Below are 15,295 nucleotides of genomic sequence, written 5' to 3'. Positions count from 1 at the left end.
GACATAACGCTACCTCCTCATTGTAAAATCACCCAATATCATTCAGTGCCTGTTTCATACACTCAAGTCCCGCCATTAACTGTTTTCTTGGACAAGCAATGTTCATGCGGACAAATCCATCGTATTTTTCCCCATAATGATGGCCGTTGTTCAGCCCGGCTCCGGCTTTTGCGATCCGTTTTACCAGCTCCTCACTGGTAAGATGGTATGCCCGCATATCAAACCACAGCAAATAGGTCCCTTCCGGTTTTGCAACCCTTACCTCTGGAAGATATTCCTTCATGAATTTACAGACAGCCTCTGCATTTTGAGTCAGGTATTCCCGTTCTTCATCTACCCACTCATCCCCGTCTTCATAAGCTGCTCTGGTTGCTTCAAGACCTAAGGTATTAGGGCAGAAAAGATATCTCGCATATAACCATTGCTGATATTTTTCCCTTAATTCCTTACCGGGAATGATGAGGTTTGAAGTCTCAAGTCCTGCTATGTTGAAGGTTTTACTGCAGCTGGTACATACAATAAGCCTGTCTTGGATTTCTTCAAATTTCCCCATGGTCGTATGTACATTATCACCTAAAGTCAGGTCCCAGTGAATTTCGTCGCTAATGATAATAACCCCATACTTTTTGCTGATGTCCACAAGGCGCTTAAGCTCTTCTTTCTTCCAGACCCTGCAAACCGGATTATGAGGACTGCATAAGATTATGACCTTACCGCCAGCCTTACAGGCAGCTTCCAAGCCATCATAATCCATATGATAACCATTCTCATCCAGAATTAAATCATTCTTTATCAGCTGCCTTCCGGATGCCTGAATGATGGAATAAAACGGATCGTAAATCGGTGGCTGTATTATGACTTTCGCATCTTTTTCCGTCAGAGCTTCTAATGCATTACAGATTGCCGGAACAATTCCGCCAGTGGGTACGATCCAACTGTGTTTTATCTTCCAGTCATGACGACGCTGGCACCACCCTGAAACTGCAGTATAATATTCTTCATTCAAATCCGTATAGCCAATCACACCATTGTCAATGCGCTTTTTTTAATGCATGAAGTATCGGTGTGTAGGTTGGATAATCCCCATCGGCAATGGAAAACGGCAGCAAACCGCTCATGCCATAATCAGTTTCCTGAAAGTCCCATTTAATGCAGGCCGTTCCATGACGATCTACTCCTTCATCAAATGAATTTCTCATAGTCTTCTCCTTTTATCATGTTATAAAATAGTATATATTACGCAAGTCAACTTGTTATATTATATAATAAGCTGACTTGCGACAATTTTCAACAATTAAAAAATGATTTTTATGAATTTCAACTTTTTTTAACAAAAAAAAGTTTAATTTTTGTATATTATTACAAAACAAAAAAAATACGCCCTGGGCCAGGCCTGGCCGCAGGACGTTGAAACAATAATTGGATCAATTGTACTTTTCCTATTTGCAAATGCTGTTTATGCGCTCCGGAGTTATTTCATCATAATATTTTTCTATGATCTGGCATTCCTTGATCCAGACCATACAGGGTGCTTTCTCAACATGAAGCCGTTTTGCAATTCCATCTGACTTATAAATATCGATACAGGATACCCGGATGTCGCAATGATCCTGTTCAAACTCTTTGAAAACCGGCAGAAGTTCCCTTGCATGGGGATCGATTGCATTATAGATATACACCAGGGAAGGCTTTCCTTCATTCATGATCTGCTTTTCAAATATTTCGCTTTCCGACACATACTTTTCTGCGCCATATCCGGCAACAGCCCCATCTCCTACTGCTGTCGCAACCTGCTTTAAGTATTTGTCCCGTACATCTCCTACTGCAAATACACCGGGTATATTTGTTTCCATGCGTTCATTTGTTATCAGATAACCTCCCCGGTTCATATCCAGAATATCACGGAATAATTCTGTATTTGGCAGGTAACCGATAAACAGGAAACAGCTGTCTACAGGAACAGGGATCTTTTCTTCTGTTTTCACATTTTTCAATACAACTGTGTGCAGCCTTTCCTCTCCTTCAAAGCTGTCCACAACCGTATTCCAGATAAATTCCATTTTGGGATTAGCAAGAGCCTGTGCTTTTGCAATCTCGTTGCAGTCCATTTTACCGTTCTCATGCATAACAGATACCATAACCTTGTCTGCAAATTTGGTTAAAAATATCCCCTCTTCAATGGCTGCATCTCCGCTTCCGATTACCATAACGGTCTTCCCGGTATTTGCCGCTGCATCACAGGTGGCACAGAAAGAAATTCCTTTGTCATAAAGATATAAGTCCTCGTTTTTTGCTCCGGTCAAACGAGGCTTGCCGCCGCTTCCGATTATCACAACCTTTGCCTGGTAAATGGTACGGAAGGTCTCTACCTGCTTCATATCCCTTCCAGGGATACGGATTTCACATCAGTTAATTTAAATTCCACACCGAATTTTTTTAGCCTGTTTATGGAATAATTCCATCAGTCCAAGCCCTGTTGCTCCATCTGGAAAACCGGGATAGTTTTCTATTTCATTGGTATATGTTGCAAGCCCGCCTACCAGAGTTTTTTTCTATAATCAACGTTTTAAGCTTGGCTCTGCCGCAATATATTCCTGCAGTTAAGCCGGCTGCTCCGCCTCCTATAATTACAACGTCATATGATTCTGTCTTTTTAGTCATTACAACCTGTTCCTTTCTGAATACTCTTATTCAGCCTTCACAGCCGTTTTTTTCTTTTCCCATGATTGGATATTGATATTTTTTTTAGGGGCAATCAAATATGATCGCCCCATGATTACAAATCACATAAAATATTTGGCCAATAATTTGCTTCCCAGAAAAGCTCCTACAAGCAAAAATGCACCGAATACCCAGCCGGATAAGGAAAAAGCTGAAATTGCTGTAAATAACGCTCCTATATTACAGCCATTTGCAAGCCTTGCTCCATAGCCCATTAACAAACCGCCGAGAATTGCCGCCACTACCTGCCGTAATGACTTGATTTTCTTGATCTTAAACTGTGATGCAAATAGCGTTGCCGCAAAGGCTCCTAATACAATGCCTAAATTCCTGATGGACGCGCCGTCTGCCAGAAAGCTAGTATTCAGCTCCTTCTGCATTTTTTCAGAAGCATAATATACCCAGCCGCTTGCGTCACCGCCAAGTGCTTTGTAGATCCAGGTGCCCCAGTTGGCAAATGCACTTGTTACTCCCCAGCCGCTGCCCAGGGCTGCAAAATGGGCAATTTGAAAAACTGCAAGCAAAACTGCACCAGCCACGTATGTTAAAGGTTCTTTTAACATTTTTTTGTAAATCGGATGATCGCCAAGCTTAATAAAAAAATTGCTTCAAATTTATTCACCTGCTTTCACAGAAGTTATCTACTTCGTCTTTTCAATGACAATTTCCCACTCACCATCATCCACTTCTTCAATTTCTACGTTATGTCCCTGTTTTCTTGCCCACTCAGGAATATTCTTCATTGCACAGCTATGATCGATGGATACGGCTAAAACGTCTCCTACGGATAACTCATTCATTTTCTTCTCAGTTTTCATAAGCGGGACCGGACAAGCCTCTCCCAGACAATCTAATGTAAATTCAGCCATTTTTATATCTCCTTTAATTTTAAATTTTATTCCGCACTTCCCATTTTCTTTTCCTGCCATTTGACGGCTGCTATGTATAAAAGGACAATGATCAATCCCTGTACAACGATTGCACCAAACCAGCCAAACACATTCGGCAGAAAGATTTTCGGAGCATTTTCATTAAATCTGCTCCAGAAGTTCATATCGTGTGCACCCCAGAAAGAACCTGCTATAAAAAAATACCAAAGACAGCATTTGCATGGTAAAGCCCTCTCCAACGCGCATCAAGGTTCCGGATGCGCAGCCACCGGCAATGACCATTCCGATACCAAACAGAACCGCGCCGACCATCAAGGGCAATCCAATGGGCGCTACGCCGGTCATACTGAAATTGGATTCTGCACTAGCCATTACGCTGGCATACTTGATTGCCCAGAAACCAACGCTTCCAACTGCAACTGCCACCAGTACAGCTCTTGTTACGGATGTGCTTCCGGTGATACATGGGTCACGGAATGCTGCCGTAAAGCAGAAACGAGAGCGCTGCAGGATATACCCGAATGCAATTCCGAATCCCCAATAAACGGGCAGCTTACTGTTCCCTCCTGCCAAATAAAATCCAAAAGCAATAATCAGGATTGTAAGCAAAATTGCATATGGAATCTGGCTCTTTTTGGGTTTTCTTGGTTTACGCACTCTTCCCCCACTTATGCTTGTGTTTACCTCTGACACGTAAATCCCCCTTTCTTAAAATAGTATTTGTTAATATTATAACAAAATCACAATTCAGATTATACCACACTTATGAAAATTCAGTTAATCAAGAATCTGATATGTCATAAGATTTACTTATAACCCATTATTTTATCACACTAGCCACACCGAATTATATTTGCTATAATAAAAGAACAAAAAGAACTGTTAAGTTTTTAACAGTTCTATCAACTGATTTAGAATTAAATTTCAGAAAGGCGGGGTAATATGAACATTCATAACCTGAAAATGTTTATAAAGATAGTGGAATCCGGCAGCATCTCAAAAACTGCGGAACTGATGAATATCAGCCAGTCCGCACTAAGCCAGCAGCTGCGGGTCATGGAGCAGGAATTCAGTGCACGGCTTTTCGAACGGAGCTATCAGGGCGTGATTCCGACTAACATTGGTATGCTTGTTTATAACCGTGCTCTTGAAATATTATCGTCCTATGACAGAATGCTGGTTGATATATCCAATGCACAGAACCAAAATAAAACCATACATATCCTTGCTTCTCCCTGTGTGTATTCTTATGCCCTGCCATGCACCTTTTACCATGTAAAAAACAAGTACCCGGAATTTACACTTAATATGGAGATGATGTCCAGCAAAATCATAGAAGAAAAAGTTTCAAAAGGCTTTGCTGATATGGGAATTATCATAGGCAGACCCAATGATAAAAATTTAAGGGCTAAAAAAGTATTTTCCGACCGTGTTTTTCTGGTTGCCGGAGAAAAAATGAAGGTTCCTTCCCAGTTAGACTGCCAGGATCTTTATCATTATCCTCTGCTGATGCTGGTAAAAGCCCAAAAAAACAAGACAGGTACTGGATAAAATGCTGGGCAAAAACGGAATCCTCATCAGTCAGCTTCATATTCCTTATACTCTTGAATCTACGGAATCCATTAAATTATCTGCTATTAATGGCTTCGGGCTTGCTTTTCTTCCTTATATGGCAATTAAGAAGGAACTCTACAATAAACAACTCCGCATCATTGAATGTCCATGCCTGGAATTTGATAATGAATATTATTCCATAAAAAAATGCTGCCAGTGTTCCTCTCAATCATGAATCGTCAAAACTCATTAAGTATATTGAAGCAATACTAAAAGAGACTATTTGTTAGCAGAAACAGTAACTTCCCAAACACCGTTAATGACTTCTTCCGTAGCATAACTTAAATTATTTGCCTTACAAAAAGCTTCAATATTTGAAATTGTACAGCTGTGATCCGTAACCAACATACATTCCTCACCGTTTTTATGGAATCAATGACAGTTTTTAATCTCATAACAGGCACAGGGCACATATCGCCCAGACAATCGATTTTAACCATAAATACTCCTTAGGCACATTCCTATGTCTTCACAGGCTGCTGTGCTTTATTTTGAAAAAACATGGGGTTCCGTTTCATTTTATATCTTCCAGCTTATGCCCACATGGGTCATCCGGTCATCCTCGTCACTGGATAATGCATACGATGTATTATGGCTCTTTATTACACTGATTGCAATATGCTGGGGAACTTCTTCTGTATTATACGTGAGCTTAAAAAGATCAAACAATGGTTCCCCTGTATGGCACTGTAAGTACCTGGAAAATTCCTTTGTGGCTCTTCGTACCTTTAATACTTTATGATACCCCTTCAAATTGACGCAATAACCATTCTCCATGATCCGGAACACAGAAAAATCCCCTGTCATTCGATCAACGATCCCAGGGAAACGCTTTAACGGAAGGTAGCACATATTCACCATCATAGGAATATCATCTGCATACATAATGCGCTTAAGATATACCACATCGTCATCGGTCCCGATCTTAAGATCCTCTGCATAAGAAGCATTTACATGGATGATTGATTTTTCCAGGATTTTTGTGCTGGCCTTTCTTCCCTGTCTTTCTATGGAATCATGGAAGCCGCACAGACGGTCTGACCGGTTCTTTAATCCCATATTCAATACAAACGTTCCTTTTCCCTGTTTACGAACAAGAATTTCCTCTTCACACAGCTCTTTTACTGCTCTTCTGACAGTGATACGGCTAACCCGGTACTTTTCCTCAAGCGCCGCCTCACTGGGAATACGTTCACCCGGGCAATATATCTTAGCCTTGATATCGTCTTTGATTGCATCTTTCAGTTGTTCGTAAAGTGGAACCAATGCATTCTGATCCAGCATAAAAGTTTCTCCTAAAATTTAATTTTCCCTCTTAAAGACCTTACCCACTCCTTTAAATTCTCCGCTCAGCTTTGTGGGAACGTTTGTACTTATACATTTTTTCATCAGCCATATTCAGCCATTCAGCTGCACTTGTGGAAGATCCGGCAGGAATCTCAACAATGCCATAGCTGATACAACAATCATAAGGAGTTTTATTTTGATAATAACTTTTTAATGTTGTACGAAGCATTTCACATCTCTCTTCTGCATTTTGCTCATTCATATTCTTTTCAAGAAGCATAAACTCATCGCCGCCCAGCCGGCAAACGACTGCCCCTGCAGAAAACTCATGTAAAAGTTCTACAACATAAAGAATATAATTATCACCTTCCGTATGTCCAAATGTGTCATTTACATATTTTAGATTATCTAAATCAATAAAGCACAATATAAAACGTTCTTCTTCAGTCATCCATTTTTTTGAACACATCCATACCATAACCGCGATTATAAACCATCGTCATGCTATCAAATCTGGTCATACCCTGAAGCCTGTGTATTTGTTTTCTTTCAGCAGTCACGTCAGAAAAAGCAAATACAAATATCTTATGCATGAACCAATTCATGGAATAAATATTTACATCGAAATACTGGCTTCCAACATGGTCGCTTTTCAATTCCAGTTCCACAGGAAGAGACTGATTATTATTCTGATTCATATAAATCTGGCTGCCCATCCAATGGCGCAGCTGCCGTTCAGACCCTAAATCGCTCAGAACCTGATCCACTTCGCTGCTGACGTATAACCATTCAAAATTGGATCCATCCATTACAACTACCCATTGGGATATCTGATCAACAATCGCTTTAAACAAAAGACTGTTGCCTTTCTCAAATGCAAGGGATTTTTTTACAGCTGTTTTCGATTTTCTTTATCTTTTCCAGATGTTTAAGTGCCAGCTGCTTCATCATAGCAGAAAAAACATCGGAAAAATAATCCATGTGAATTCTGGATGGAAGCATATCCTTTAAAATGAGATCTAGTTTTTCCATACAAACATTTAGTTCATTCTCCGTTGAAGGAAGATCCACATTTTTATAAAACTCTGTGACAAATTCCATTAATTTTATAACTTCTTCCACAGACTTCCCGAATAAAACCAGTTGCTTTCCAAGCATTCTAAAATCTTCCGGAAGATCCTCTGTATTCAGTTCCGCATGTTCCAGATCATAAATCATATCCAACAAATAATCATACAGCAGTTTCACTTCTGAACTCATAAAATTCCCTCTTTATATCCATTTAATTTCAGAACCTGATCCTGTGCTATTCTGTTCCAGTCAGCAATTTCGCTAATATTTCAGGAATATCATCCAGATCCGCCAACTGTTCCACTGCTCCAATTTCAAAAGCCACTTTAGCCATTCCATAAACAACGGAAGATTCTTTATTCTGACCAATCGTCCGTCCGCCATTTTTTTCTTATAGCCAAAAGTCCCTGGGCCCCATCAAACCCCATTCCGCTCAAAAGGATCCCAATGGCCTGCTGTCCGCTCACTTCTGCCACTGAATGGAACAATATATCTACAGACGGACAGGAATCATCTGCAACCTCAGCAGAAAAGCACTCTACCTGTATTGCCTCTCCATTTTTAACGAGCCTCATGTTATGCCCTCCAGGGCAAATCAACACCTGATTAGGCACCACTGCATCGCCGGTTTCGGCTTCTTTCACATGAAGAAAGGTGACTGACGAAAGACGGTCTGCAAACATTTTTGAAAAAAACGGGGGAATATGCTGTGCGATCAGTATTCCTGGCAGGGTATCCGAAGAAAATGGGGGCGCAATATGATTTAGAATACTCCGGATTGCTTCCATACCTCCGGTAGAAGCACCAATCGCAATCACACCATCGCTGCTGGAAATGGTTTGGGTAAATGAAGATCCGGCTGTATTCTGAACCGGATTTTTCTTCCTTATTGTAGAAGCAATTCTTATTTTCTTTATCAAATTCTGTATAAAAGCAGTTCTACCCCCTGAAAAACTAATATCCGGTTTCACTACAAAATCGACAGCGCCTGCCTCCATTGCTTCAAATACTGTATTACTGACTGAACTTACCATAATAATGGGAATAAAGCAACCAGATAACATCCGCCTGACAAAATCAATCCCGCTCATTCCAGGCATCTCTACATCACAGGTAATCACATCCGGGGGATTTTCCAAAACGGCCCTGAGAGCAGAAACCGAATCTTCAGCCACTGCTGCAACTTCAATCATTGGGTCCTGAATAATCCCTTTGCTTATAATCTTACGATATAAAACGCTGTCATCAATAACTAATACTTTAATTTTACGCTCCTGCATGATATACCAGCCTTCTTTAGAATTATAATTGTGTCACGATAAAAATACGAAATTAATTATTATTATAACATATCAGTAACTTGTAAATAATACCTCATTTTATGGTATAATAAAGCAATTTTAGTTACTGACATATATTAACTTTCTCTTTCATGATCTGATCTATCTTTTTTCCCGCTCCTTCATAATCAAATAATAAAATAAAAGGTTCAATCTCACCAAAAATCCTTCTGGCAGCCGATCTTGGTGTTAAGTCCTTATATCCTACTATCAGACTGTTTATTGTATGGATATCCATTTCTTCCAATGCTTTCTTTAAAAGATCCAGATGAAGTATGGAAATATTATCTTCATCACATTTCTCTTCCTCCCAAAGCTTCAAAGCTTCTTTAATATCAAGAGTCAATTTCTTAAACTTTGCCAGCAGCCATTCCGTATCCTCCTGCCACTTCTCCAGCTTCCCTGTACATATCTGCTCTTCAAGCGCTTCCGCATACTTGGAAAACTGAAGCGCCCCAATTCCCCGGGCAGCCCCTTTTAAGGCATGAACGCATACTACAAACTCCTGTCTCCTGTCACCAGACAAGCTCTGTCTGATTTTAGAACTGTATTCTCCCGCCATCCTGCAAAAATCTGACAGAATGTCAAGATAAGCTTCCATAGAACCTCCCACATTACGCAATCCATCAAGTGCAGATACACCTGGTATTTCCAATAATTTCTCCATGGTTCCCGCTTTTGTTCCTGTCACCTCATAAGCAGCATCAAACTTCGGAAACCATTTACCCAGTATCTTTTTTAAATCGCTCACACTCACAGGCTTGGTAAGAAAATCATCGATTCCATTCTTTTCAAGATAATCCATCTGCCTTCAAAACTATTGGCAGTCAAGGCTATAATTGGCAGCCTGCCGTAAAAAGGATCTTCATTTCTCATGGCACGTATGGCACGTGCCGTAGCAATCCCATCCATGCCAGGCATCATATAGTCTAAAAATACAATATCATAATGATTTTCTTTCATCAGTGAAATTGCTTCAAATCCGCTCATACATGTATCCGCTCCTATTCCTATGGTGCGGACCAACTCTCCGGTTATCCGAAGGTTGACTGGCATATCATCTACGATCAAAACCCTTTTACATGAGACATAAGATGAATTGCCAGCCGTTTTCAATGAACACTTCGGAACCTCTTCCCATGATCTGTTTATAATATCCGCAACATTCAAACAATACAAAGGACGCCATATCTGCCTGATTCTGTGCTCAGAAAAACGGTATTCCCTCCTGTCATCAAAATCCATGATACACACAAGCCTGGTCTCACAGGCAGACAAGATACCGGCTTCCTCACATTCAAGAACCACAGCAGCAGAGGCAAATCCATAATCATAGGCACCCCTGGAAATTTCCTTCTGAAATTCTTCCCTGCTCTTTGCGGAAAATGTCTGCAGACCCAGGCAGTTCAGTGCATATAAAAGAGAAAAAAACCTGATCTGGTTTTTCTTCAAAAATCAAAACCTGGTTTCTTTCCCCATGTTCTACCCATGCCAGCTTCTGCTCATCTTCAACAGATTGGACCAGTTCGAAAACGAACTCAGAGCCGGCTCCATACTCGCTGCTCACGCTGATATCCCCACCAAGAGCCTGACTGATTTCACGAGCCACAAACAAGCCAAGCCCATTCCCTTCGGTCTGTTTGTTTTCATTCAGGCGGCCAAATTCCTGAAATAACTTCTCCATATCCTCCTGACGGATTCCCACCCCTGTGTCTTTGACGGAAAATGACAACCGGACCTGGTCATCGTCCAGCTTCCTGAAGCTGATACTCAGTTCAATATAACCCTCCGTTGTATACTTTACCGCATTATTCAGGATATTGATAAGAACCTGTTTGATGTGGCGCTTATCACCTTTCAGCTTTTCCGGAATCCTGTTGTCTGCCCGAACCGAAAATGTCACCGGACTCCCCATCAGCAGGACTGTTATCATATCCTTAATTTCAGAAATCAAAGATGACATGGTATAGCTGTCACAATCCACCTCTATTTTTCCTGATTGAATACTGGAGAATTCCAGAATTTCATTTATGATTCCAAGCAAATGATATCCTGACTGTTGAACCAGGGTCAAGTATCCCTTTGCAGCTTCCGGGATTCCTTTTTGAAACATAAGCTCTGCTGCTCCGATAATCACCTGGAGGGGGGACCTTAATTCATGGCTCATCATAGCAAAGAATCTGCTTTTTGCATTTTCGCTTTCTACTGAGTTGCTGTAAGCCTCTTCCAGATCCTTTTGCACCGCAAGCAAATCATTAATATACTTTTTTTTCTCCCAGAAGATTCCTTTCATACTTCACAAGAAAAGTACTGCTGTCGGCAGAAATCTTCACAAGTTTGATTTTTACAGGAACCGTTCTGTTACCATTCACATATTCCCATTCAAAACTTACCTTTCCAATATCCAAGGCCTTCATCATCATCGCCCGCCATTTGTCCCTGCTTAACAAACCATCCGGTTGAAATTCCGGTACAAACTCCCAAAACCGTCTCAAACATTCTTTACTGTCTGCCACTCCGTGGAGAAACAGTTTCTCCCGGTTACATTCCAGAAAACGAAAATTCTCATCAAAAATACTGAATGCAAAAGGCGCTTCATTCATGACTGCATGGATGTATTCATATCGCTTTTCATCTTCCATGGATAATCCTCCCTGTCCAATCTTTCCATTCCTCTTCACCGGAAGTGCAGCGGAAATCATTTAACCTCTTATACGGTTTGCCACACAATAAAATACATCAGAGAGTATTGGGTCAAAATGATTCCCCTTTGACTTCATAATAATATCCATTGCTTTTTCATGTGAAAAAGCCTCTTTATAAGGACGTTTGGATACCAGGGCATCATATACATCAGCAATCGCCATCAGCCTGCCTTCCAGCGGAATACTGTTTCCGGAAAGCCCCAGCGGATACCCGGAACCATCCCATTTCTCATGATGAGAACCTATGATACTTTTTGCATATGTCAATAATAATTCTTCACCGCAATCCTTTTGAATCCCATCAATGATTTTTTTTCTCCTAGCTGCACATGCTGCTTCATAATTTTAAATTCCTCTTCTGTCAGGCGGCCTGGCTTCAGTAAAATCCTGTCCGGAATTTTTATTTTTCCAATATCGTGCAAACGAGAGGAGGTTAAAAACAAATTAATGTCCCAACCTCCTACAATCTCTTCGTAAATGCCCTGCTGCTGCATTTCTTCAATAATAAGCTGCAATAATTTTTCTGTTCTCACAACATGGCTTCCTGTTGTATCATCCCGGGCTTCAATAATATCGCTTAAAACTTTCATCATGGCCCCCTGCAGCCTGTTAAGAGAGCTGGTCCTTTTATCTACAAGTTCGAAAAGACCGGAAGTGTAAATTTTCAGTTCTTTCTGCTGCTTTGCCATTTTAATATGAAGAGAGACCCTTGCCTGGAGCAATTGAGGCGAAAAAGGCTTAAACATGTAATCCACGGCTCCCAAAGCAAGACCTTCCAGTTCCTCTGACTCAGCCGTTTTTGACGTTAGAAAAATAATCGGTATATTATGTATCTTATCATTTTCTTTTAATTGCCGGAGAACTTCATAACCGCTTTTATCTTTCAGCAGTACATCAAGAAGAATCAGATCAGGAACTATCCGTTCAATGATCCGGAACAACTCCTCTGCCCTTGGAATCGTCACCACATCCATCTTAGATATCAGCGCATCCCTTGTCAGCTTTAAACTGATCGGATCATCATCAACTACAAATACAATATCTTTTTCATTCAAATCCATAACTTCCTCCAACGATTTTGAATGCTTCCATTATTTTCCTCTTTATCTTAGTATAAAACAGACTAACAATCATACCTTTCTTTGGGGTATATTTCTCTTTAAAACAGAGTATCCAGAATAATATTGCAGTTGGAGGAGTAATTGCTGCAGCTTTTTATTGTTCCGAATCGACCGGGCCGTCTGACAGAAGTACCTCAGTCAGATAGTGGCAATATCCGGATAAATGATGTGCTACGTCATCATTTCTAACTCTGAATGTATGGTGCCTTATAAAAACACCCCACAAAATCGTTTCCGGCGATTTAAAATACATGGCAAGCTCCGGAAAAAAAGATACCATTAAGCTGACGTTCCGCCCTTATTTGTAATGCTGATTCAAATTTTTCTATATCGTAGCCATCAAGGAGATATTCTCTCCCCTGCTTTTCTATATGGCTAATCATGGTTTTAGCTGCCATCAGCATTTCAAGAAAAGTTGCCCATGTTGTGATCCTTTTCATAATATAATTAAGATTATAAAACGTGTTCTTTAGTCCGAACTCAAAATACCGGTCTTCCGGTATTACTGCAGTCAGTTCATTTGTACAATAAGCAAGCCAATGGTCACTGTTCTTCCAGTAATCATTTTCAATAAAGTAATCAAATGCCTTTTGCACGGTTTCCAGCCAAAGATCATTTTTATCTACAGAATAAATACGCATCAGGGCAAAAGCAGCTTCTCCAGAATAATAAACAATCCGGAACCGTTCTACCACTTCCAGATCAGGAAAATGCAGCACATGGGTAAACCGGCCTGTTATTTCATCCTGCATATACCGTATGCCTTTTCCAATCTGTTTCAATAAAGGAAGATAAATTTCTTTTTCATCAAATATTTCAAGATATTTGACAATTGCCAAAACAGCAACTCCAAGTCCTCCCAGCTTAATCTCATGATTGCTTTCATAATCCACAACAAACGAGTAACCCTTGATGGTATAAATATAGGCTTCAACCAGATATGCCAAAGATTTTCGAATAGGTTCTATAAGCGTCTGATCTTTTGTAACAAGATAGGTTTCAGACAGGGCATAAACTCCTAATGCATGACGCACAGAATTGTAAGAAGCAATTTCCTTGTTATAACAACTGAAATATCCATAAATGAATCTTCCGTTATCCAATACGGTAGATGCCAGATATCTGGAGCTGTTTACCAGAAGATTACGAACCAATTCAGGGGAATTTACATCTATTTTTCTCCTTGAGCAGCACAGCTCTGCGTCTTCTAATTCATAAAAATCATTTTCTTCAAAAAAGCAGCTCTTTGTTTGAAAAATGATGATATCTTTTACATCGTCATCACTTAAAGTACATGCTTGTCCCCTTATGTATTTTAAATGGGAATTAATATTTTTCCAGTTTAGTTCCACCCTGGTTTTTTTCTGCTCTAAATCAATGGAAATGCCTGCAAGCTCGGCAATGGTTTCATCAGGGTCAGGATTGGTTTCTTCGCCCTCCATGTATTTTATCAGACATGCCCCATTTACTTCCTGCTGCAAAAAGGAATGATTATAAAAAACATCAAAAGCTATTCCGTATTGAAAATAGTATATTTTAATGACAGAAGCGAGCTGCAGAAATTCTGATCGTGCAAGCTTCTTTTCCATAGTAACGAAATCTGCTTTCAGCCATGGGGGATTGATATTTTTCTCCTTAATATATTTCAATGTCTTATCCTGAGCCATTTTAAAAGCAGTGTTCTTATCATTTCCAATCCCTCTTAGAACAACAGCTCTCTTATTCTTTTGACCAACTGAAATAAAGCATTTTACTTTACCATTTTGAACACTGACATCTGTTTTTGATAACTTTTCTTTAAAAGCTGTCATTTTACCCATAATTTCTGTTAAGTCGTAAGTATTATTTTTTTCATTCATCAGCATATCTCCTTTCAAAGCCATTTTAAATTTGAAAAGCCAACTAACTAACCCAGTAAGGACTGGTGAGTTTATCCCTCACCAGTCCTGCCTTCCTTTACACCTTGCATTATCAAAACATTATCATGCTTTTCAATTATTCTGCTTTATCTTCTTTTTTTTAAACCAAAGAATACCAGCACTTAAAAGTATGGCTCCAAATCCTATTAATGCTTTAGGAAGCATAGATCGAACTCCTTTTACTGTCTCATCCCCTGTTTTAGGAAGAGCCCCCAGTGGCACACGTTCATCTGTTATCTCAATCGTATCAACTCCTGAACCGGCTTCTAATGAAGCCCCCACCTCTTCGGCAGATGCCAGAGGAACACTCTCATCCAGAATTTCAACCGTACCGCCACCTAAAACGATGCCTGGACCTGATCCTGAATCACCACTGCCAAAGCCCGAACTGGAACTTCCACCGGATCCTCTGCCAGAGCCAGAATTAGAATCTGTGCTTGAATCGGAATCCGCATCTGCGTCGGAATCCGCATCAGCGTCGGCGTCGGCGTCCGCGTCTGCATCTGAATCCGCATCAGCGTCGGCATCAGCATCCGCATCAGCGTCTGAGTCGGCATCCGCATCTGAATCAGCATCCGCATCTGAGTCGGCATCTGCGTCTGAATCTGCATCGGAGTCAGCATCCGC

22 protein-coding genes and 1 pseudogene are annotated in these 15,295 nt (G+C 40.5%); 1 reads left to right on the top strand and 22 read right to left on the bottom strand.

Annotation, left to right across the window (positions count from 1 at the left end; genetic code table 11):
- Window positions 1-28: 28 nt before the first annotated feature.
- From JCM10519_RS14310 to JCM10519_RS14290, 8 genes are all read right to left on the bottom strand, one after another.
- A complete protein-coding gene (locus JCM10519_RS14310) occupies window positions 29-1,024 on the bottom strand; it encodes a PatB family C-S lyase (protein WP_054739988.1) in 996 nt (331 codons plus the stop codon).
- Window positions 1,025-1,031: 7 nt separating this feature from the next.
- On the bottom strand, window positions 1,032-1,199 hold the full coding sequence (locus tag JCM10519_RS30145; RefSeq protein WP_347844267.1) for a hypothetical protein: 168 nt from the start codon (window positions 1,197-1,199) through the stop codon (window positions 1,032-1,034).
- 240 nt (window positions 1,200-1,439) lie between these two features.
- A complete protein-coding gene (locus tag JCM10519_RS14305) occupies window positions 1,440-2,378 on the bottom strand; it encodes an FAD-dependent oxidoreductase (protein ID WP_347844266.1) in 939 nt (312 codons plus the stop codon).
- A gap of 133 nt (window positions 2,379-2,511) precedes the next feature.
- The gene (locus JCM10519_RS30140) at window positions 2,512-2,661 is read right to left on the bottom strand and encodes an FAD-binding protein (RefSeq protein WP_347844265.1); all 150 of its coding nucleotides are present in this window, start codon (window positions 2,659-2,661) and stop codon (window positions 2,512-2,514) included.
- 122 nt (window positions 2,662-2,783) lie between these two features.
- The gene (locus tag JCM10519_RS14300; protein WP_347844264.1) at window positions 2,784-3,284 is read right to left on the bottom strand and encodes a YeeE/YedE thiosulfate transporter family protein; all 501 of its coding nucleotides are present in this window, start codon (window positions 3,282-3,284) and stop codon (window positions 2,784-2,786) included.
- A gap of 78 nt (window positions 3,285-3,362) precedes the next feature.
- Entirely contained in the window at window positions 3,363-3,590 is a 228-nt protein-coding gene (locus JCM10519_RS14295) for a sulfurtransferase TusA family protein (RefSeq protein WP_054740180.1), read from the bottom strand.
- Between the two features lie 26 nt (window positions 3,591-3,616).
- The gene (locus JCM10519_RS30135; RefSeq protein ID WP_347844263.1) at window positions 3,617-3,775 is read right to left on the bottom strand and encodes a hypothetical protein; all 159 of its coding nucleotides are present in this window, start codon (window positions 3,773-3,775) and stop codon (window positions 3,617-3,619) included.
- A complete protein-coding gene (locus tag JCM10519_RS14290; RefSeq protein ID WP_347844262.1) occupies window positions 3,753-4,304 on the bottom strand; it encodes a YeeE/YedE thiosulfate transporter family protein in 552 nt (183 codons plus the stop codon). Before JCM10519_RS14290 ends, JCM10519_RS30135 begins: the two co-directional genes overlap by 23 nt.
- A gap of 249 nt (window positions 4,305-4,553) precedes the next feature.
- Here JCM10519_RS14290 and JCM10519_RS14285 point away from each other — a divergent pair, with 249 nt between their 5' ends.
- Window positions 4,554-5,162 carry a LysR family transcriptional regulator gene (locus tag JCM10519_RS14285; protein WP_054739984.1) on the top strand — a complete coding sequence of 203 codons (609 nt, stop codon included), beginning with the start codon at window positions 4,554-4,556 and terminating at the stop codon, window positions 5,160-5,162.
- Window positions 5,163-5,744: 582 nt separating this feature from the next.
- On the opposite strand, the gene JCM10519_RS14275 is transcribed toward JCM10519_RS14285, so the two are convergent.
- The 14 genes and pseudogenes from JCM10519_RS14275 to JCM10519_RS30125 all read right to left on the bottom strand — a co-directional run.
- Window positions 5,745-6,509, bottom strand: coding sequence for a UTRA domain-containing protein (locus tag JCM10519_RS14275; protein ID WP_054739979.1), 765 nt, complete (start codon window positions 6,507-6,509; stop codon window positions 5,745-5,747).
- A 52-nt stretch (window positions 6,510-6,561) separates the two neighbouring features.
- The gene (locus JCM10519_RS14270; protein WP_054739977.1) at window positions 6,562-6,963 is read right to left on the bottom strand and encodes a diguanylate cyclase; all 402 of its coding nucleotides are present in this window, start codon (window positions 6,961-6,963) and stop codon (window positions 6,562-6,564) included.
- On the bottom strand, window positions 6,956-7,366 hold the full coding sequence (locus JCM10519_RS14265; protein WP_054739975.1) for a hypothetical protein: 411 nt from the start codon (window positions 7,364-7,366) through the stop codon (window positions 6,956-6,958). Before JCM10519_RS14265 ends, JCM10519_RS14270 begins: the two co-directional genes overlap by 8 nt.
- A 16-nt stretch (window positions 7,367-7,382) precedes the next feature.
- Window positions 7,383-7,772 carry a hypothetical protein gene (locus JCM10519_RS14260; RefSeq protein WP_054739974.1) on the bottom strand — a complete coding sequence of 130 codons (390 nt, stop codon included), beginning with the start codon at window positions 7,770-7,772 and terminating at the stop codon, window positions 7,383-7,385.
- A gap of 46 nt (window positions 7,773-7,818) precedes the next feature.
- Window positions 7,819-7,917, bottom strand: a complete 99-nt coding sequence (locus tag JCM10519_RS30130) for a hypothetical protein (RefSeq protein WP_347844261.1) — start codon at window positions 7,915-7,917, stop codon at window positions 7,819-7,821.
- A 22-nt stretch (window positions 7,918-7,939) separates the two neighbouring features.
- On the bottom strand, window positions 7,940-8,863 hold the full coding sequence (locus JCM10519_RS14255) for a chemotaxis protein CheB (protein ID WP_347844260.1): 924 nt from the start codon (window positions 8,861-8,863) through the stop codon (window positions 7,940-7,942).
- A 124-nt stretch (window positions 8,864-8,987) separates the two neighbouring features.
- The gene (locus JCM10519_RS14250; protein ID WP_054739972.1) at window positions 8,988-9,728 is read right to left on the bottom strand and encodes an Hpt domain-containing protein; all 741 of its coding nucleotides are present in this window, start codon (window positions 9,726-9,728) and stop codon (window positions 8,988-8,990) included.
- Entirely contained in the window at window positions 9,677-10,201 is a 525-nt protein-coding gene (locus JCM10519_RS14245; RefSeq protein ID WP_054739970.1) for a response regulator, read from the bottom strand. Before JCM10519_RS14245 ends, JCM10519_RS14250 begins: the two co-directional genes overlap by 52 nt.
- A gap of 52 nt (window positions 10,202-10,253) precedes the next feature.
- A complete protein-coding gene (locus JCM10519_RS14240) occupies window positions 10,254-11,216 on the bottom strand; it encodes an ATP-binding protein (protein WP_054739968.1) in 963 nt (320 codons plus the stop codon).
- Window positions 11,179-11,565 (bottom strand): hypothetical protein, encoded by a 387-nt coding sequence (locus JCM10519_RS14235; protein WP_347844259.1) that lies wholly within the window; start codon window positions 11,563-11,565, stop codon window positions 11,179-11,181. Before JCM10519_RS14235 ends, JCM10519_RS14240 begins: the two co-directional genes overlap by 38 nt.
- Window positions 11,566-11,625: 60 nt before the next feature.
- Window positions 11,626-11,895, bottom strand: a complete 270-nt coding sequence (locus tag JCM10519_RS14230; protein WP_054739962.1) for an HD domain-containing phosphohydrolase — start codon at window positions 11,893-11,895, stop codon at window positions 11,626-11,628.
- The gene (locus JCM10519_RS14225) at window positions 11,892-12,683 is read right to left on the bottom strand and encodes a response regulator (protein WP_347844258.1); all 792 of its coding nucleotides are present in this window, start codon (window positions 12,681-12,683) and stop codon (window positions 11,892-11,894) included. The genes JCM10519_RS14230 and JCM10519_RS14225 overlap by 4 nt, the downstream gene beginning before the upstream one ends.
- A 308-nt stretch (window positions 12,684-12,991) precedes the next feature.
- Complete coding sequence (locus JCM10519_RS14220; RefSeq protein ID WP_054739958.1) at window positions 12,992-14,608, bottom strand: hypothetical protein; 1,617 nt, start codon at window positions 14,606-14,608, stop codon at window positions 12,992-12,994.
- A 132-nt stretch (window positions 14,609-14,740) separates the two neighbouring features.
- Window positions 14,741-15,295, bottom strand: a pseudogene (locus JCM10519_RS30125) (hypothetical protein); the annotation flags it as partial.

This window comes from Clostridium sp. NkU-1, assembly GCA_001312405.1.
This window is presented reverse-complemented; position numbering and strand designations above follow the sequence as displayed.